The following is a 16,774-nucleotide window of genomic DNA, read 5'->3' as shown; positions in this document are numbered from 1 at the left end:
TCAATCGAAGACCGGAATCCGCGCATTCGCCGAAGGACGGTAGTGCCAGCCGCGCGCGTGCAGCGCATCGAGGTCGACCCCGCGCGCAAGCAGGGCCTCGAGCCCCGCGGCGGCGAGCGTGCAGGCGAGTGCCTGGCCCGGGCAGGCGTGCGCGCCGTGCCCAAAGCCCAGCATGCGCCGCGCGGGGCGCAGCGGCATGAAGCGGTCGGGGTCGGGGTTGAGCGCCGGATCGCGGTTCGCTGCGCCCAGCACGAGCAGCACCGCATCATCCGCGGCCAGCGGCACGCCCGCGATGCGCACCGGCGCCACGACGAAACGCCGCGTGTTCTGCACCGGCGCGTCGTGCCGGGCGGTTTCCTCGACGACGTCTTTTAGACCATTGCGGGTGCGCGCGGCCTCCCTCGCGCCCGGCTCGCACGCAAGGGCCGCGAGGCTGTTGCCCAGCAGCCCGGCCGTGGCGTCGCAGGTCTGCGACAGCAGCCCGACGAGATTGGCCAGCAGCGCGCGGGGCATGTTCCCGTGCGCTGCGGCTTCGGCGCGCACAGCTGCCAGCAGCGTCGCCTCGCGCGGTGGTGTGCTGGCGCACAGCGCCTCGAAACGCGACATCAGCGCGGCGGCCGCGTCGCTGGCCCGCGCCAGTTGCGGCGCGCTGGACAAGGGCGACAGGCAGGCGACGAAATCACGCATCCACGCCTCGACCTGCGGCAGCGCTGCCGGCGCGAAGCCCAGCAGATGCGCCACCGTCTGGACCGGCATCGCGAACAGCAGTTCCGCGAGCGGGCGCTCGGGCACACGGCGGGCCACATCGAGCGCCGCCGCATGCGCGGCCCGGAGGTCCAGCCCCGCCAGCGCGCGCTGCAGCGCCGGCTTGTGTGCAGTGTGCGCGGCGCCGTCGTTCATGCGCACCAGATGCCCGAACACTTCGCCCGCCGAGCTGCCGGCGATCGCGCGCGGCACGGGCTCGCCTTCAGGGCGCACGCGCAGCGCGTCGTGCGCGAGCAGCAGCGATTCGACAACCTCGGCCCGGCTCGCGACCCAGAGCCGCAACGGTGCATGCCATGCGAGCGGCGGCCCGGCGCGAAGTTGTGCGTAGTACGGGTACGGATCGGCATGCGTGACCGCCGCGACGGGATCGATCTGGATGCCGAGTGAAGAAGCAGGGTGGGGCGTCATCACCGCAGTGTGCGTGCGGGGCCGCCGCGACACTTCGGCCGTGAACGAAGCGTGCATGCAGCGGCGCCTTAGGATGCGGGCATGCGCAAGACTCCCGTCACCGCCTCATCCGCCACCTCGTCCACTGCCGCAGACCCGTCCGAGAGCGCGGACCTGCAGCTCGCCCGCCTTGCCGGCGCCATCGCCGAGCCCGCGCGCGCCCGCATGCTGGGCTGCCTGATGGACGGCCATGCGCGCACCGCGACCGAACTCGCGGCCGTGGCCGAGGTGGCGGCCTCCACCGCGAGCGCGCACCTGGCGCGGCTGCGCGACGAGCGGCTGGTCGAACTGCTGGTGCAGGGCAGGCACCGCTACTTCCGCCTGGCGGGCGAGCCCGTGGCCGCGGCGCTCGAAAGCCTCATGGTGCTGGCCGGCGCGCCGTATGCCGGGCCATCTGCCGTATTCACGCCGAGCACGCCGAACCGCCTGCGCGCCGCGCGCACCTGCTACGACCACATGGCCGGCTCCGCGGGCGTGGCGCTGCACGACCGGCTGCATGCGCAGGGCTGGCTCAGCGGGTTGGCGAGCGGGTCGTACGAACTCACGACCGAAGGCGCGGTCGCGCTCGAGAGCCTGGGCCTGGAAGTCGATGCCGTGCGGCGCTCGCGGCGCCGCTTTGCCTGCGCCTGCCTCGACTGGAGCGAGCGCCGCCCGCACCTGGGCGGCGCGCTCGGCGCGGCCTGGCTTCAGCTGTCGCTGCGCCGCGGCTGGGTGCGCCAGGCGCTCGACGGCCGCGCGCTCACGCTGACCGCGAAGGCGCAGCGCGAGATGCCCGAGCTGTTCGGCTGATGCCTTCGGCTTACTGGAACGCGACCTCGGCGAAGCTGCGCAGCTTGCGGCTGTGCAGCCGGGTCGAGCCCTGCTGGCGCAGGATGTCGATGGCCCGCATGCCGATGCGCAGGTGCTGCTCCACGCGCTCGCGATAGAAGTGGTTGGCCATGCCCGGCAGCTTGATCTCGCCGTGCAGCGGCTTGTCGCTCACGCACAGCAGGGTGCCGTAGGGCACGCGAAAGCGGAAGCCGTTGGCCGCGATGGTGGCGCTTTCCATGTCGAGCGCCACCGCCCGGCTCTGGCTGAAGCGACGCTGCGGCTGGTTCCCGGGCAGCAGTTCCCAGTTGCGGTTGTCGGTGCTCGCGACGGTGCCGGTGCGCATGATCTTCTTCAGGTCGGGGCCTTCGTAGCGCGTGACGTCGGCCACCGCCTTCTCGAGCGCCAGCTGGATCTCGGAGAGCGCCGGGATAGGCACCCACAGCGGCAGTTCCTCGTCGAGCACGTGGTCCTCGCGCACGTAGGCATGCGCGAGCACGTAGTCGCCGAGCTGCTGCGCATTGCGCAGGCCCGCGCAGTGGCCGAGCATCATCCAGGCGTGCGGACGCAGCACCGCGATGTGGTCGGTGATGGTCTTGGCATTGGCCGGGCCGACGCCGATGTTCACCATGCTGATGCCGCTGCGGTCCTCGCGCACCAGGTGGTAGGCCGGCATCTGCGGCAGCCGCGCCGGCGCGGTGCCCTGGCTGCCGTCGAGCAGCGCGGCGTAGTTGGCGCTGGCGCCCGCGGCCAGGCCGCGGCGCCGCGTGACCACGTTGCCGGGCTCGATGAAGGCGACGTACTCGCTCTTCTCGTCGGCCATGGCCTCGTGGCCGAGGCGCACGAACTCGTCGATGTAGAACTGGTAGTTGGTGAACAGCACGAAGTTCTGGAACCACTCGGGCGCGGTGCCCGTGTAGTGGCGCAGCCGGTGCAGCGAATAGTCGACCCGCGCCGCCGTGAACAGCGACAGCGGCTGCGCCTCGCCGGGCTGCGCCTCGTAGGTGCCGTTGGCGATGCCGTCGTCCATCACGCCGAGGTCGGGCAGGTCGAACACGTCGCGCATCAGCGCGCGGCGCTCGTCGCTCATCGTGCCTTCGATGTGGTCGTTCTCGGCGAACGAGAAATGGATCGGGATCGGCTGGGTGCTGGTGCCGACCTCGAGCTCGACCTGGTGGTTCTCGAGCAGCAGCCGGAACTGGTCGAGGTAGTAGCGCGAGAAAAGGTCGGGGCGCGTCAGCGTGGTCTCGTAGCGGCCCGGGCCGGCGACGAAGCCGTAGCTCAGCCCCGCGTTGGCCGGCGGCGTGTGCCGCGTCACGGTGTGCGTGTGTACCCGCACATACGGGTAGCAGGCCCGCACCCGGCCCGGCAGCGCCTCGCCGGCCACGAAGCGCAGCATCGACTCGCGCAGGTGCGCGAGTCCGCCCTGGTAGATGGCCTTGACCTGTTCGAGGGCGGCGGCGGCGTCGGTGAAGCGGGCGGGGGCGACGAAAGTGGGCATGTAGGGCATGGCGGCATTGTGCAATGCGCGCGCGACGGGCGCCGTCCCCAGGGGCAGGCTCAGGCCAGCAGGCAGGCCAATACCTTGGCCAGCATGTCGTCCACATCGGCCGCCTGCACCGCGCCAGGCAGTTCGATGTCGCCATGCATCACGAACACCGGCTTGCCCCACTTGAGCCCCATGGCCATTTCCGACAGCGTGCCCATGTTGCCGCCGATCGCGACCAGGCAGACGCCGCTGCGCGCGATGATCGCGTTGCGCATTTCGCCCATGCCGGTGGGGATGGCCACGCCGAGCCATTCGTTGGCGTTGCGGTCGTCGTCCTCGGGCAGGATGCCCACGGCGATGCCGCCGGCCTCGGCGGCGCCGCGGGAGGCCGCGGCCATCACGCCGCCTCGGCCGCCGCAGATCACGGCCATGCCGGCACCGGCCAGCGCATGCGCCACGGCGTAGGCGGCCTCGCATTCGACCGGTCCGCCGTCGCCCGGGCCGAGCACGGCCACCGGCTGGCGGTGGCGCGCCGGCCCCGACTGTTTCTGCGCGAGGCGCGCCAGCGCCTCAATGACCGGCGCCGACAGCACCACGCTCGCGCCTTCGCGTAAGGACATCGCCCACTCCCATCACGATCACACACACCACCATCAGCACCAGCGACAAGGCTGCTGCCACCGCGAAATCCGAACCACCGTCGCCCACCTGCGCGAACAGCATCAGCGGCAGGATGTTGAGCTGAGTGCCCACCAGCGCCAGCGCCGTGCCGTACGTGCCCATGGCGATCGCCGCCACCATGCAGGCGTTCGAAAGCACCGAGGGCATCACCTCGGGCACCACCGTGTCCCAGAAGGCGCGGGCGCGCGATGCGCCCAGCGTGCGCGCCGCCTGCGCCGGGCGCAGGTCGAGGTTGGCGAACACGGGATAGAGCGAGAGCGCCACGCGTGGGATCAGGTAGTAGGCGTAGGCGAAGCCGAGGCCCGAGACGCTGTAGATCCAGCTGCCGATGACGGCCGGGTCGGCGCCCAGCCCGGCCACCAGCTGCGTCACGAAGCCCGCGCGGCCGAAGGCCAGAATGAAGCCGTAGGCGATCACCAGGCCCGAGAAGGCCAGCGGCAGGCCGAGCAGGGTCATCATCCACTGGCGCCGGCGCTCGGGTTGGCGCGCGAGTTCGATGGCGATGCAGGTGCCCACCAGCGCCGAGATCGCGCCCGCCGCGAGCCCCAGGCCCAGCGTGTTGCGCAGCGCGCCCGGGAACAGCGGGTTGCCGAGCAGCCGCCCGAAGGCACTTCCGCCATCGCCGAAGGCCTCCGGCAGCAGCGCAGCCAGCGGCACCGCGAAGAACAGCGCCATGAAGGCCCAGGCCGGCCAGGCGCCAAAGCGTCGCATGGCGGCTATCTGCCCAGCGCGGCCTGCGCCCAGAGCTTGTCGACCTCGGCCTTGCGCTGCGATGCCTTCACCACGTCGAGCGGACGGACCTGCGGCGCCGGCGGCATCTTGGCCGCCACGTCGGCAGAGAGCGCCGTGCCCGGCACGGCGGGGCGCACGAAGCCCTGCGCGAACAGCGACTGGCCGGCTTCGCTCATGATGAAGTTGAGCCACAGCTTGCCGGCGTTGGGGTTCGGGCCGTTCTTCACGAGGCTGATGGCATAGGGCGCGGCCACGCTGGCCTCCTTCGGGATCACCACCTCGACGGCGTCGCCCATGCCGTCGACGTGCTTGGCCTTGAGGCCGTCGTTCTCGTAGCTGATCCACACCGGGATCTCGCCCTTGAGGAACTTGGCGTAGGGCGTGGTGCCTTCCACGCGCATGACATTGCCGGCCGCGTGCAGTTTGCCGAGATAGTCGGTGCCGGGCTTCACGTCGTCCACGCTGCCGCCGTTGGCATAGGCCGCGGCGAAGGTCAGCACCTGGCCGATGCCGGTGGAGCGCGGATCGAGGTACACCACCGCGTTCTTGAACTCGGGCTTGAGCAGGTCGGCCCAGCCGGTGGGGATGCTCTTCACGAGCTTCTTGTTGACCAGGAAGGCGATGTTGAGCGTGTGGATGGTGAACCAGCGGCCCTCGGCTTCGCGGAACACGGCCGGCAGCTTGTCGAAGTTGACGGGCTTGAAGGGCGCGACCACGTCCTTCTTCGCGGCGTCGACGGCCGAGGCGGCGAAGTAGTAGGCGGTGTCGGCCTGGGGGCGGCGTTTGGTCTTCTCGAGCGCAACCACCGTGGCGGCGGAGCCGATGTCGTTGTAGGTCAGCTCGATCTCGGGATAGCGCTTCTTGAAGTCGCGGAACAGCGCCTTCCAGTTGGCCCATTCGGGGCCGGTGTCGAAGGAGACGCACAGGCCTTCCTTCTGCGCCTCGGCATACAGCGCCTTCTCGCCGGCATAGAGCTCCGGCCCGTCGAAGGCGAAAGCGGTGCGGGCCAATGACAGCATGGGCAGTGCGCCGGCGGCCTGGATCAGATGTCTGCGTTGCATGGTGGCTCCTTGAAGGGATGGGGTCAGTGGTCGAGCAGGCGGAGGTGTTCGGGTGCGATCGCGATGGCTTGCGTCGCCGGCGCGGCCGATTCGGCAAGGAAGGGCTTGCCCGCCCCCGCCACCTCGAAGTCGTAGCGTGTAAGCGCGCCCAGGTAGCGCGCGGCGCCGGTGCGGCCCGCGAGCCGGTTCGGGCTGCCGGGTGCCGGGTCGGGCTGGATGTGTTCGGGGCGCACCAGCACGTGCACCGCGCTGCCGGGCGGGCGGGCGCCGGTCTCGGCGAAGAGTTCGGCAAAACCCATGTCGAGCCGGCCCGGCGAAGCCACCGTGGCGGGCAGGATCGTCGATAGCCCGACAAACTCCGCCACCGCGCGATTCGCGGGGTGTTGGTAGATGTCGCGCGGCGTGGCGATCTGCAGCAGGCGGCCGTCCTTGAGCATGGCCACGCGGTCGGCCATGACCAGGGCTTCCTCCTGGTCGTGCGTGACCAGCAGCGTGGTCGCGTTGAAGCGCTGCTGGATCGACCGGATCTGGTCGCGCAGGTGGCCGCGCACGCTGGCGTCCAGCGCCGAGAGCGGCTCGTCGAGCAGCAGCGCGCGCGGGTCGATGGCGAGTGCGCGGGCCAGGGCCACGCGCTGCTGCTGACCGCCGGAGAGCTGCGCCACGGCGCGCTGCGCGTACTCGCCGAGCCCGACGAGGTCGAGCAGGTCCTGCGCGCGCCGGCGGCGCTCGGCGGTGGCGACCTTGCGCAGCTTGAGCCCGTAGGCCACGTTGTCGAGCACGCTCAGGTGCGGGAACAGCGCATAACTCTGAAACACCATGCCGATCTTGCGCTGGTGCACCGGTGTGCGCGACATGTCTTCGCCGTCGAGCGCGATGCGGCCGGTGTGGCCTGTCTCCAGGCCCGACACCAGCTTGAGCAGCGTCGACTTGCCCGAGCCGCTCGGCCCGATCACCGCCACGAGTTCGCCGGTGCGTACGTCGAGCGAGACGTCGTGCAGGCCGTGCGTGCTGCCCGGATAGTTATAGCTGACGTTGTCGAGAAGAAGGCTCATGCGCGTTGCTTCACCAAAGAGGAAGAGAGAAGCGCCGACGCGCTCGCCAGCAGCAGGAGAATGACGGTGGCCGCGCAGGCGAAGCCCGTCGCACCGTAGAACGCCTGCAGCAGCACGACCGGATAGGTGCGGTTCTGGAAGCTCGTGAGCAGGTTCGACAACCCGAACTCGCCCACCGAGATCGCTGCCACCATCACCAGCCCGCTGATCAGGCTCTGCCGCAGGCTCGGCAGGACGATGCCGGTGAACTGCTGCCAGCCCGAGGCTCCCAGCGTGGCGGCCGCCTGCTCGAGCCGGCCCAGGTCCAGGTGGCGCAGGTCGGTCAGCAGCGTGTTGGTGAGATAGGGCAGCGTGAGGATCGCATGCGCGGCGATCAGGAGTGGCATCGAGCCGAGCCACGGTGCGAGGTCGGTGTTGAAGACAATCATGTAGCCGAATGCCAAGGTGATGGTGGGCACCGCGATGGGCGTGGCGCTCACGATGCGCGCTGCGATGCTGCTGCCGCGCTGGGCCCCGTGGTACAGCGCATAGGCCAGCGGCAACGCCAGCACCGTGTTGATCGCGCAGGCGCTCATCGCCACCACCAGGCTGCTCACGAACGCCTTGCGGAACGAGCTGTCCAGCCAGAGATCGAGGTACCACTGGCCGGTGACGCCCGTCGGCAGCAGCGTGTTGGTCCAGTTGCCGCCGAAGCTGCCGACCAGCAGCAGGGCGATCGGCAGCAGCAGGTACAGGCCGTAGATGAGCGAGATGCCGCGAACCAATGTGCCTCCGATGTCTTGCGCAGACGGCATACTTTCCGAATGCGCTAGTTTTGGCGCGCGGCCAGACGCCGCGCTTCACCGAATTCTAGAAAGCGGTTGCGTACTTATGGGTGAAAGTTGGATGATGACGCTTGAGCATTCGGAAAGTGTTTTTCACGAAACTTTCATCAACCGGAGCCATGAATGAAGCGCGACTGCCCCACCATCCAGGAACTGCTGGCCTTCGACGCCGTGGCACGGCACCAGAGCATCACGCTCGCTTCCGGCGCCCTGTGCATCACGGTCAGCGCGGTCAGCAAGCAGATCGCGGGGCTCGAGGCCTTCCTCGGCCGCGAGCTGCTGCAGAAGAACGGGCGCGGCGTGCAGCTCACGCCGCAGGGGCGCGTGTACTGGCAGAAGATCTCGGGCGGCCTGCGTGCCATCGAGACCGCGACCTTCGAGGCGCGCTCGGGCGATGCCGGCGCGGGCCTGCTCACGCTCGCGAGCGTGCCGACCTTTCTCACCAAGTGGCTCATCCCGCGCCTGCCGGCCTTCAGCCAGAAGAGCCGCCACGTGATGCTGAGCTTCAGCCGCCACCTGGAGCCGAGCGACGGCATTCCGGCCGGCGTCGATGCCGCGATCCGCTACGGCCCCGACGGCTGGCCCGGCGTGGTCTCCGAATACATCGCGGGGCGCGAGTTCGTGCTGATCGCGGCGCGCGCGCTGGTCGAGGAGCGCCAGCGCAGCGCGCAGCCGGCCGACGTCGTCGCTCACACGCTGCTGCACCACGAAGGGGCGCCCACCGCCTGGCGCGAGTGGGCCGCGCAGCACGGCGTGCCCGAGGTGCAGACCGTGGCCGGCCCGCGCTTCGCGCAGTATTCGGCGCTGATCCAGGCGGCGCTCAAGGGATTGGGCATCGGCTTGGTGCCGAAGCTGCTGGTGCAGGAGGAGCTGGCCGAGGGATCGCTGGTGAGCCCCTGCGGCACGCCGGTGCGCGTCGACCAGGGGCACTACCTCTGCTATCGACCGGACCGCCTCGACCTGCCGGCCTTCGCGGCATTTCGCGAGTGGCTGATGGCGGAGGGCGTGAAATCGCGCGGAGCGCAAGCCTGAGGCGTCAGGCTTCGCCCGCGCGCGCCGACAGCTAACCCGGCATCGGCTCGCGCATCGTCACGAACTCTTCGGCCGCGGTCGGGTGGATGCCGATCGTGCTGTCGAACATCGCCTTGGTGGCACCCGCGCGCATGGCCACTGCGAAGCCCTGCACGATCTCGCCGGCATCGGCACCCACCATGTGCAGGCCGACCACGCGGTCGCTCGCCTTGTCGACTACCAGCTTCATGAAGGTGCGCTCGCTGCGGCCCGAGAGCGTGTGGCGCAGCGACTTGAACTCGCTCGAGAAAACGGTGACCTCGCCGAACTTCACGCGCGCGCCAGCCTCGGTGTAGCCGCAGATGCCGATGTTCGGATGGGTGAACACGGCGGTCGGGATGTAGTCGTAGTCGAGTTTGCGCCGCCCCTGACCGAACAGCGCATCGACCACCACCATGGCCTCGGCGAGTGCCACCGGCGTGAGCGGCACGCGCGTGGAGACGTCGCCGACCGCGTAGATCGACGGAACCGAGCTGCGGTAGTGCGCATCGACCTCGATCGCGCCGTGTTCGCCGAGCGCCACGCCAGCGGCTTCGAGCCCGAGCGCCTGGGTGTTCGGCACGCGGCCCGTGGCGAAGAGCACGGTGTCGGCCTCGATCTCCTGGCCGCGCGCCAGCGTGACGACGACGCCGCCATCCGGTGCCCGCGCGATCGAGGCGGCCTCGCTGTTCAGGCGCACGTCCACGCCGGCCTTGCCCATCTCTTGCGCGACGAACTGGCGCACGTCGTCGTCGAAACCGGTGAGCAGGTGCGCGCGCCGGTGCAACTGCGTGACCTGGGCGCCGAGGCCGTTGAAGATCGAGGCGAATTCGCACGCGATGTAGCCGCCGCCGACCACCAGCAGCCGCTTCGGAAAAGGCTCGAGGTCGAACATGTCGTCGGAGGTGGCGGCCAGCGCGCGGCCCGGGATGTCGGGCACGAAGGGCGTGCCGCCGGTGGCCACCAGCAGGTGGCGTGCGGTGTGGCGCCGGCCGTCGACCTCGACCGTGTGGGGGTCGACGAGTTGCGCCCAGCCGGTGATGAGGCGCACGCCCGCGTTCTTCAGCAGCGCGGCATACACGCCGTTGAGCCGGGTGATCTCGCCGGCACGCTGCGCCTTCAGGTGTCCCCAGTCGAAGCGCGGCGCCGCCGGCAGCGTCCAGCCATAGCCTTCGGCTTCCTCGAACGACTCGGCGTAGCCGGCCGCGTAGCTGTAGAGCTTCTTCGGGATGCAGCCCACGTTGACGCAGGTGCCGCCGAGCGCGGCGGCCTCGGCCAGTGCGACGCGCGCACCCAGCTGCGCGGCCATGCGCGCGGCGCGGACACCGCCGCTGCCGCCGCCGATGACGAAAAGATCGAAGTCGAATGTGGCCATGGAAAGACGCTCCTTGCTGCCGACTGTAGCCGGCGGCTGGGGGCGTCGGTCGCGCGGGGCTGCGAACTCAGCGGTCGGGCGAGGTCATGAGACGGCGGCGCTCGTCGCTGCTTCGGCCCGGTGCCACCGGTTGCGGCTGCGGTGGCTGTACCCCGGGTGCGATGAAGCCGCGCTGCTGCTGCATCGCGCGAACCTGGGCTTCCTGCGCCTGGCGCATCGCGTTCTGCTGGGCTTGTTGCTGTGCCTGGAGCTGCTGCTGCGCCTGCACCGCGCGCTGCTGCGCCTGCTGCTGCTGGCGTTGCATCTGCTGTTGCGCCAGCGCCTGCTGCTGCGCGGCGCGCTGTTGCTGCTGCAGCACCTGCTGCTGTTGCTGCCGCTGAGCCTGCACCTGTTGTTGCTGCTGCTGCTGCTGCGGGAGCGGCTGCTGCTGCACCTGCAACTGCTGGGACTGCTGCATCTGCCGGGCCCGCCGCGCCTGCTCGAAGCGCCGCTCCTGCTGCTCGCGCTGCATGAGCTGCGAGGGCGGCGCCACCGCGGCCGGCCGGCCGAAGCCGGCGCCGAAGTTGTGCAGCGGCACGCCGGGCATCGGCACCACCGGTCCGCGCATGAAGCGGTCGTCGGGCTGCCGCACCAGGTCGCGCCGGCCGAAGGCGCCGCGGCCGAAGCGCTCGGCCGGCAGCACGCTGACAGCGCCCGGCATCTGCTGGTTGGCATAGAGGCCGCTGCGCAGCTCGGCCTGCCGGTCGCGCGAGGCCGCCATGCGGTTCACGCGGTCGAGGTAGTTGGGGCTCGCGCGGTAGCCGGGACGCCAGGCCTCGCCGGGCGCGAGCGGGAACCAGCCCACGTCGCTGCGGCCGTCGACGAAGCCGACCAGCGCGGGCGAATACACGGGCCGCGCCGTGGAGCGGCCCGGCACCCAGCCCCAGCGCGGACCGACGCGGGTCCAGCGGCCGTAGTGGAACGGCGCGAAACCCCAGGGCGCCGCATCGACCCAGGTCAGGCCCCAGGGTGCGATGTTGACCCACTGTCCGTCGCGATAGGGCGCCCAGTCGGCATCGACACTGCGCGGGAACCAGACGGCGCCGTGGCCGGGGTCGTTCTGCCAGTCGCCGTAGGCGTCGAGCTGCTGGTAGCCGACCACCTCGCGCGATACATAGCGCGCCGAGACCGACTGGTCTTCCAAGCGGTTGCGCTCGGCCACCCATGCGTCGAAGCTGGCGTTCGGGGGCGGTGCGCCGCTGGTCTGGAGGTTGCGGCCCGAGACGGTGAGTTGCTGGCGTGCGTCGAGCCGTTGCGATTCGCCGTTCTCTCCGTAGAGCGTGGCGCGGCCCGAGGCGACCGCGATCCAGGTGCTGTCGGCGTTGGGGTTGGCCGAGATGCGGTACTCGCCCGGCGCGTCGATCACCACCGCGAGGTTGCCGGTGTCGATCTCGAAGCGCTGGCCGGCGATGTCGTCGCGCACGCGCAGCTGCAGCTCGCCCTGGTTCGCGGTCAGGCGCACGGTGTCGTCGTCGAGCTCGGAGAATTCCACGTGCGACTGGCCGTCCATGCGCAGCGCCGTCGAGCCGATGTGGACCTCGGCGCGCGCGGCACGGTCGGTCCAGATTCGGTCGCCGGTGGTCAGGGGGCGGTTCGGCTGCGCGTCGTACCAGCGCTCGTCGCCGGCCGGCGCGAAGCTCACGCTGCCTTGCTGCTGGGTGAGGCGCGCCACGCGGCCTGGCGGGTCTTGCTGCGCGGTGGCGGCCGCGCCGAGGCACAGCAGCGCAAGGCCGAGCAGCCATCGGTGCAGCGGGCGTTGAGAAAGAAGGGGAAGAGGGGAGCAGCCGGAGCGGTTCATTGGGATGTCTCTGGTGGGCCGGACGGGCACCGGCGGATTCTGTTGCAACGCGCGAGAATCCGCCGGCGCCGTCAGCGCAAGCCGACTGCTTGGTGAAGCGCAGGTACATTCGGCAACCGCATGTAATGCGGACCACCGAATGGCCTGCTTACTTGTACAGCAGCTGCGGCAGCCAGAGCCCGATCTGCGGCCAGATGTAGAGCAGCACGATCGCAAGGATCTGGATACCCATGAAGGGCAGCATGCCCAAAAAGATCTGGTTCAGCGTGACATGCGGCGGGCTCACGCCCTTGAGGTAGAAGGCCGCCATCGCCACTGGCGGTGACAGGAACGCGGTCTGCAGGTTCATCGCCACCAAGAGGCCGAAGAACAGCGGATCGACGCCGAAGTTGTCGAGCAGCGGGATGAAGATGGGCATGAAGATCACGATGATCTCGGTCCATTCGAGCGGCCAGCCGAGCAGGAAGATGATGACCTGGCTCAGGATCAGGAACTGCACCTTCGTGAGGTTCATGCCGAGCACCCATTCCTCGACCAGCGCCTGTCCGCCGAGCAGCGCGAACGCGGCCGAGAAGATCGCCGAGCCGACGAACAGCCAACACACCATGGCCGAGGTCTTGGCCGTGAGGAACACCGATTCCTTGAGCACCGCAAGGTTGAGCCGCCGGTAGGCTGCGGCCAGCAGCATGCCGCCGAGCGCGCCCATCGCTGCCGCCTCTGTGGGCGTGGCAAGGCCGAGCACGATCGAGCCGAGCACCGAGAGGATCAGCAGCACCAGCGGGAAGAACGAGCCCAGCAGCATCTTGAAGATCTCGAGCCGCGCGAAGCTCAGGAACAGGTAGAACAGCGTGGTGAGCGCGCCGAAGATGGCGAACATGGCCCACCACCAGGTGGGCGCGGGGCGCACCGAGGCGCCCTCGGCCGGCTGCGCTTCGGCCGCGGCCGCAGCGGCGGGTGCCGGCGGCGGCGCAGCGGCACCGGGCGGCTCCGCGAGCGGCGCCGAGGCTGCGGGTGCCTCGGCCGAAGGCGGCTCCTGCAGCCCACCCTCTGCCGGCGGTTCCTGGAGGCCGCCGTCCGTGGGCGGCTCCTGCAGCCCGCCCGCGGTCGCCTCTTCCGGCGCATTGCTGCCGCGCGTGGCGCCGATCTCCTGGATCTCGTAGCGCTCCTCGGCTTCGACCGTGGTCACGGCCTTGTAGCTGAACCCTGCAAGCAGCAGGAACACCACGCCGGGCAGCGCGACGATGCAGAGCTGCCGCAGGATGTGCGAGAACGGCACCTCGGCATTGCGCCGGCCCTTCAGCAGCCCGACCACCGCATGGGCGGCGGGGCTGTCGGCCAGGCGCTGCGAGAGCGGTGGCAGAGGCACCGCGCGTTCCGCCATCGACAGCGGTGGCGCCCACTGCGGCTTGAGCCGCGCGATGAGAATCACGTACAGCACGTAGAGCGTCGCGAGCATCAGCCCCGGAAAGAATGCACCGGCATAGAGCTGCACCACCGAGACGCCGGCCGTTGCGCCGTAGACGATCAGCAGCACCGACGGAGGGATCAGGATGCCGAGGCAGCCGCCCGCAGTGATGGCGCCCGCGGCCAGCGGCACACTGTAGCCCGCGCGCAGCATCGATGGCAGCGCCAGCAGGCCCATCAGCGTGACCACCGCGCCGACGATGCCCGTCGCCGTGGCGAAGATGGTGCAGGTGATCAGCGTCGCCACCGCAAGCGCACCCGGCAGCCGCACGAGCGCGAGGTGCAGGCTCTTGAAAAGCGACTCGATGAGGTTGGCGCGCTCGACCAGGTAGCCCATGAAGACGAACAGCGGCACCGCGATCAGCACGTCGTTGGCCATGGTCTTGTAGGCCGACTGCACCATCAGGTCGAGCGTGCGGTGCCAGTCGCGGTCATAGGCCAGCCAGGTGAAGAGCATGCCCATGCCCATCAGCGTGAAGGCGGTGGGAAAGCCCAGCATGATCGCCACCACCACGAGCGAGAGCATCAAGAGGCCCAGGTGGCCGTTGGTGATGGTGTCGGCGCTCAGCAGCATCGCGGCCGCGCCGGCGACGATCAGCGCCATGAAGGAGAGGCCGAACCAGAGTTCGCGGCGGATCGTCATCGCGCACCCTCCCTGGCCGCCACCACGCGGTCGAGCGCGGCGATGTCCTCGTCCTTCACGTGCACCATCTGTTTGAGCTTGTCGACGTCGACCTCTTCAACGTCGGCCTCACGCGAGGGCCAGGCGCCGGTCTGCAGGCACAGCACGCAGCGGATGATCTCGACCAGCCCCTGCAGCAGCAGCGTGAAGCCTGCGAGCGGAATGACGAACTTGAATGGATAGAGCGGCAGCGGGTCGGCCGAGAAGGTCTGCTCGCGGATGGCGAGCGACTCGCCCGCGTAGATCCAGCCGGCCCAGGTCAGCGCCACGATGCCGGGCAGGAAGAAAACGATGTAGAGCACCAGGTCGAACAGCGCCTGCGTGCGGGGGCGAAAGAAGCCGTAGAGCACGTCGCCGCGCACATGGCCGTTCTTCGACAGCGTGTAGGCGCCCGCGGTCATGAACATGGTGCCGTACAGCATGATCTGCATGTCGAGCACCCAGGCATGCGGATGGTTCAGCACGTAGCGCGAGAACACCTCCCAGCTGATCAGGAGCGTGAGCAGCAGCGCACACCAGGCGAAGGTCTTGCCGACCCAGGTCGAGAAGCGATCGACGGCCAACAGGAAAGATTGCATCGAGAAGAACTCCTGGCTGCGGCCGGCGCAGCATGGATGTGCATGAAACAGGGAGGGCACCGTGCGGTGCCCTCGGGGTCAACGACGGATCGCGTTCAGGATTTTTTCGCCTTGGCGCCGAAGTAGTGGTTGTAGGCCATCTTGAAATCGACCGTGTAGTCGTTCTGCCACTGGCCGGCGCGTTCCGCGAAGGCTTTCTGCGAGTCGAGCACCTTCTTGAACATCGGGTTCTCCTCGGCCTTCTTGGCGATGGTCTTGTCCCACGAGGCGAGCTGCGCGCGCAGGATGGAATCGGGCGTCTTGTAGAACTTGACGCCGGCCTTCTTGAGTTCGATGTAGTCCTGCGAATTGCGCTGGATGGCCTTCCAGCTCATGTCGGCGCTCGCCGCCTGCACCGCGTAGTCGATCATCGACTTGAGCTCGGCCGGCAGCGCCGCGAGCTTGCCCTTGTTGAACAGGATCTCGAACTGCTCGCCCGACTGGTGGAAGCTTTGCAGCATGCAGTTCTTCGCCACGTCGGGAAAGCCCAGCACGCGGTCGCTCGAGGCGTTGTTGAACTCGGCCGCATCGATCAGGCCGCGGTCGAGCGCCGGCACGATCTCACCGCCCGGCAGCGGGTTGACGGCGGTGCCCATGTCGGTGAACACATCCACCGCCAGGCCGACGGTGCGGAACTTCAGACCCTTCATGTCCTCGGCGCGCGCCACTGGCTTCTTGAACCAGCCGAGCGGCTGTGTTGGCATGGGGCCGTACAGGTACGACACCACGTCGAGGTTCAGGCTCTTGTAGATCTCATCGATCAGCGCCTTGCCGCCGCCGTAGTTGTGCCAGGCCAGGATCATGTTGGCGTCCATGCCATAGGTCGGTCCCGATCCCCAGAGCGCGAGCGCCGAGTTCTTGCCGTACCAGTAGGCCACCACGCCATGGCCGCCGTCGAGCGTGCCCTTGGCCACCGCGTCGAGCAATTGGAACGCGGGCACCACCGAGCCGGCAGGCAGGACCTCGATCTTCAGCCGGTTGCCGGCCATGTCGTTGACCTTCTTGGCGAAGTCCTGCGCATATTCGTGGAAGATGTCCTTCGCGGGCCAGGTGCTCTGGAAACGCAGCGAGGTGGTCTGCGCCATGCTGACCATCGGCGCCGACATCGCGCCCGCGGCCACGGCCGCGCCCTTGAGAAGATTGCGGCGGCGAGGCGATTTGCTGTCTGTCATGTGGTTGTCTCCATGTAGATTCGTTCTGGAAAATCCAGACCCCCATCTTTTGTGTGACATGTAAGCGAGACAAACAGGGTTTTCACGAACGGGTGAGCAATTGAGGGGACCACGCTGCGGGTAACCCCTGCCGAACGAAAGGATGCAGAAATGAGTGAACCGAATGGGGAAAAGCGCGCGGCGAAGCCCGCCGAGGGCTATGCGGGCGACGTCACGCCCGCGCAGGCGGCGCAATGGATGGCGAGCGGCGAGGCCGTGATGGTCGACGTGCGCAGCGACGCCGAGCGCGAATGGGTCGGCTTCGTCCCCGGCGCGATGCCGGTGGCCTGGAAGCAATGGCCGGGTATGGCGATGAACCCGGGGTTCGACGACGGCGTGCGCGCCGCGGCCGAGGGCGGCAAGTGGCTCGTGCTTCTGTGCCGCAGCGGCGTGCGCTCGGTCGCCGCTGCGAAGCGCGCTACCGAACTGGGGCTGGAGGCCTACAACATCCTCGAGGGATTCGAGGGCAATCCCGACGAGAACGGACATCGCGGGCATCTGGGCGGCTGGCGTATGCGCGGGCTGCCGTGGCGGCAGAACTGAACTCGCGAGCGCGATGAGGCCGAAGGGCTTGTCTCTGCGCCCACCGAGCGCTCATGGTCGAGGCAGGAGCGCGGGGCGGTGGGCATGGAGCCAGTCTTCGGCTCCGGCCAGCAATTGCGCGGCCTGCTCCCAGGCTC

15 protein-coding genes are annotated in these 16,774 nt (G+C 69.3%); 3 read left to right on the top strand and 12 right to left on the bottom strand.

The window, feature by feature from the left end:
• Entirely contained in the window at window positions 1-1,143 is a 1,143-nt protein-coding gene (locus AC3A6G_RS25315) for a cytochrome P450 (RefSeq protein ID WP_487874867.1), read from the bottom strand.
• 111 nt (window positions 1,144-1,254) lie between these two features.
• On the opposite strand from AC3A6G_RS25315, the gene AC3A6G_RS25310 reads away from it, so the two are divergent.
• The gene (locus AC3A6G_RS25310; protein ID WP_487874840.1) at window positions 1,255-2,001 is read left to right on the top strand and encodes an ArsR/SmtB family transcription factor; all 747 of its coding nucleotides are present in this window, start codon (window positions 1,255-1,257) and stop codon (window positions 1,999-2,001) included.
• Between the two features lie 10 nt (window positions 2,002-2,011).
• On the opposite strand, the gene AC3A6G_RS25305 is transcribed toward AC3A6G_RS25310, so the two are convergent.
• The 6 genes from AC3A6G_RS25305 to AC3A6G_RS25280 form a co-directional block, all read right to left on the bottom strand.
• Window positions 2,012-3,529, bottom strand: a complete 1,518-nt coding sequence (locus AC3A6G_RS25305; protein WP_487861052.1) for an AMP nucleosidase — start codon at window positions 3,527-3,529, stop codon at window positions 2,012-2,014.
• Window positions 3,530-3,579: 50 nt separating this feature from the next.
• Complete coding sequence (locus tag AC3A6G_RS25300) at window positions 3,580-4,128, bottom strand: TIGR00725 family protein (protein ID WP_487861053.1); 549 nt, start codon at window positions 4,126-4,128, stop codon at window positions 3,580-3,582.
• Window positions 4,079-4,900, bottom strand: coding sequence for an ABC transporter permease (locus tag AC3A6G_RS25295; protein ID WP_487861054.1), 822 nt, complete (start codon window positions 4,898-4,900; stop codon window positions 4,079-4,081). The genes AC3A6G_RS25300 and AC3A6G_RS25295 overlap by 50 nt, the downstream gene beginning before the upstream one ends.
• 5 nt (window positions 4,901-4,905) lie before the next feature.
• Entirely contained in the window at window positions 4,906-5,940 is a 1,035-nt protein-coding gene (locus AC3A6G_RS25290; RefSeq protein ID WP_487861097.1) for an extracellular solute-binding protein, read from the bottom strand.
• A 65-nt stretch (window positions 5,941-6,005) separates the two neighbouring features.
• Window positions 6,006-7,034: an ABC transporter ATP-binding protein gene (locus AC3A6G_RS25285; RefSeq protein WP_487861055.1), complete on the bottom strand. Its 1,029-nt coding sequence runs from the start codon at window positions 7,032-7,034 to the stop codon at window positions 6,006-6,008.
• Window positions 7,031-7,828 (bottom strand): ABC transporter permease, encoded by a 798-nt coding sequence (locus AC3A6G_RS25280; RefSeq protein WP_487874839.1) that lies wholly within the window; start codon window positions 7,826-7,828, stop codon window positions 7,031-7,033. Before AC3A6G_RS25280 ends, AC3A6G_RS25285 begins: the two co-directional genes overlap by 4 nt.
• A 153-nt stretch (window positions 7,829-7,981) precedes the next feature.
• Here AC3A6G_RS25280 and AC3A6G_RS25275 point away from each other — a divergent pair, with 153 nt between their 5' ends.
• Window positions 7,982-8,890: a LysR substrate-binding domain-containing protein gene (locus AC3A6G_RS25275; protein ID WP_487861057.1), complete on the top strand. Its 909-nt coding sequence runs from the start codon at window positions 7,982-7,984 to the stop codon at window positions 8,888-8,890.
• 31 nt (window positions 8,891-8,921) lie between these two features.
• Here AC3A6G_RS25275 and gorA read toward each other — a convergent pair whose 3' ends face one another.
• From gorA to AC3A6G_RS25250, 5 genes are all read right to left on the bottom strand, one after another.
• Window positions 8,922-10,283 (bottom strand): glutathione-disulfide reductase, encoded by a 1,362-nt coding sequence (gorA, locus tag AC3A6G_RS25270; RefSeq protein WP_487861058.1) that lies wholly within the window; start codon window positions 10,281-10,283, stop codon window positions 8,922-8,924.
• A gap of 67 nt (window positions 10,284-10,350) precedes the next feature.
• The gene (locus AC3A6G_RS25265; RefSeq protein WP_487874838.1) at window positions 10,351-12,120 is read right to left on the bottom strand and encodes a DUF6600 domain-containing protein; all 1,770 of its coding nucleotides are present in this window, start codon (window positions 12,118-12,120) and stop codon (window positions 10,351-10,353) included.
• A 148-nt stretch (window positions 12,121-12,268) separates the two neighbouring features.
• Complete coding sequence (locus tag AC3A6G_RS25260) at window positions 12,269-14,227, bottom strand: TRAP transporter large permease (RefSeq protein ID WP_487861060.1); 1,959 nt, start codon at window positions 14,225-14,227, stop codon at window positions 12,269-12,271.
• A complete protein-coding gene (locus tag AC3A6G_RS25255) occupies window positions 14,224-14,844 on the bottom strand; it encodes a TRAP transporter small permease subunit (protein WP_487861061.1) in 621 nt (206 codons plus the stop codon). Before AC3A6G_RS25255 ends, AC3A6G_RS25260 begins: the two co-directional genes overlap by 4 nt.
• A gap of 95 nt (window positions 14,845-14,939) precedes the next feature.
• Complete coding sequence (locus tag AC3A6G_RS25250) at window positions 14,940-16,055, bottom strand: TRAP transporter substrate-binding protein (RefSeq protein WP_487874837.1); 1,116 nt, start codon at window positions 16,053-16,055, stop codon at window positions 14,940-14,942.
• A gap of 150 nt (window positions 16,056-16,205) precedes the next feature.
• Here AC3A6G_RS25250 and AC3A6G_RS25245 point away from each other — a divergent pair, with 150 nt between their 5' ends.
• Window positions 16,206-16,637: a rhodanese-like domain-containing protein gene (locus AC3A6G_RS25245; RefSeq protein ID WP_487874836.1), complete on the top strand. Its 432-nt coding sequence runs from the start codon at window positions 16,206-16,208 to the stop codon at window positions 16,635-16,637.
• Window positions 16,638-16,774 lie beyond the last annotated feature (137 nt).

It is taken from the genome of Variovorax sp. Soil_C_26 (assembly GCF_057657075.1).
Note: the sequence above shows the minus strand (reverse complement) of the source record. Positions and strands in the feature narration are given on the sequence as shown.

What these genes read in the sequence shown, in the direction of transcription:
- AC3A6G_RS25290 (WP_487861097.1), bottom strand. Translation starts at nt 5,940, where the DNA reads ATGCTGTCATTGGCCCGCACCGCTTTCGCCTTCGACGGGCCGGAGCTC.
- AC3A6G_RS25295 (WP_487861054.1), bottom strand. Translation starts at nt 4,900, where the DNA reads ATGCGACGCTTTGGCGCCTGGCCGGCCTGGGCCTTCATGGCGCTGTTC.
- AC3A6G_RS25275 (WP_487861057.1), top strand. Translation starts at nt 7,982, where the DNA reads ATGAAGCGCGACTGCCCCACCATCCAGGAACTGCTGGCCTTCGACGCC.
- AC3A6G_RS25260 (WP_487861060.1), bottom strand. Translation starts at nt 14,227, where the DNA reads ATGACGATCCGCCGCGAACTCTGGTTCGGCCTCTCCTTCATGGCGCTG.
- AC3A6G_RS25255 (WP_487861061.1), bottom strand. Translation starts at nt 14,844, where the DNA reads ATGCAATCTTTCCTGTTGGCCGTCGATCGCTTCTCGACCTGGGTCGGC.
- gorA (WP_487861058.1), bottom strand. Translation starts at nt 10,283, where the DNA reads ATGGCCACATTCGACTTCGATCTTTTCGTCATCGGCGGCGGCAGCGGC.
- AC3A6G_RS25280 (WP_487874839.1), bottom strand. Translation starts at nt 7,828, where the DNA reads ATGCCGTCTGCGCAAGACATCGGAGGCACATTGGTTCGCGGCATCTCG.
- AC3A6G_RS25250 (WP_487874837.1), bottom strand. Translation starts at nt 16,055, where the DNA reads ATGACAGACAGCAAATCGCCTCGCCGCCGCAATCTTCTCAAGGGCGCG.
- AC3A6G_RS25310 (WP_487874840.1), top strand. Translation starts at nt 1,255, where the DNA reads ATGCGCAAGACTCCCGTCACCGCCTCATCCGCCACCTCGTCCACTGCC.
- AC3A6G_RS25265 (WP_487874838.1), bottom strand. Translation starts at nt 12,120, where the DNA reads ATGAACCGCTCCGGCTGCTCCCCTCTTCCCCTTCTTTCTCAACGCCCG.
- AC3A6G_RS25305 (WP_487861052.1), bottom strand. Translation starts at nt 3,529, where the DNA reads ATGCCCTACATGCCCACTTTCGTCGCCCCCGCCCGCTTCACCGACGCC.
- AC3A6G_RS25285 (WP_487861055.1), bottom strand. Translation starts at nt 7,034, where the DNA reads ATGAGCCTTCTTCTCGACAACGTCAGCTATAACTATCCGGGCAGCACG.
- AC3A6G_RS25300 (WP_487861053.1), bottom strand. Translation starts at nt 4,128, where the DNA reads ATGTCCTTACGCGAAGGCGCGAGCGTGGTGCTGTCGGCGCCGGTCATT.
- AC3A6G_RS25245 (WP_487874836.1), top strand. Translation starts at nt 16,206, where the DNA reads ATGAGTGAACCGAATGGGGAAAAGCGCGCGGCGAAGCCCGCCGAGGGC.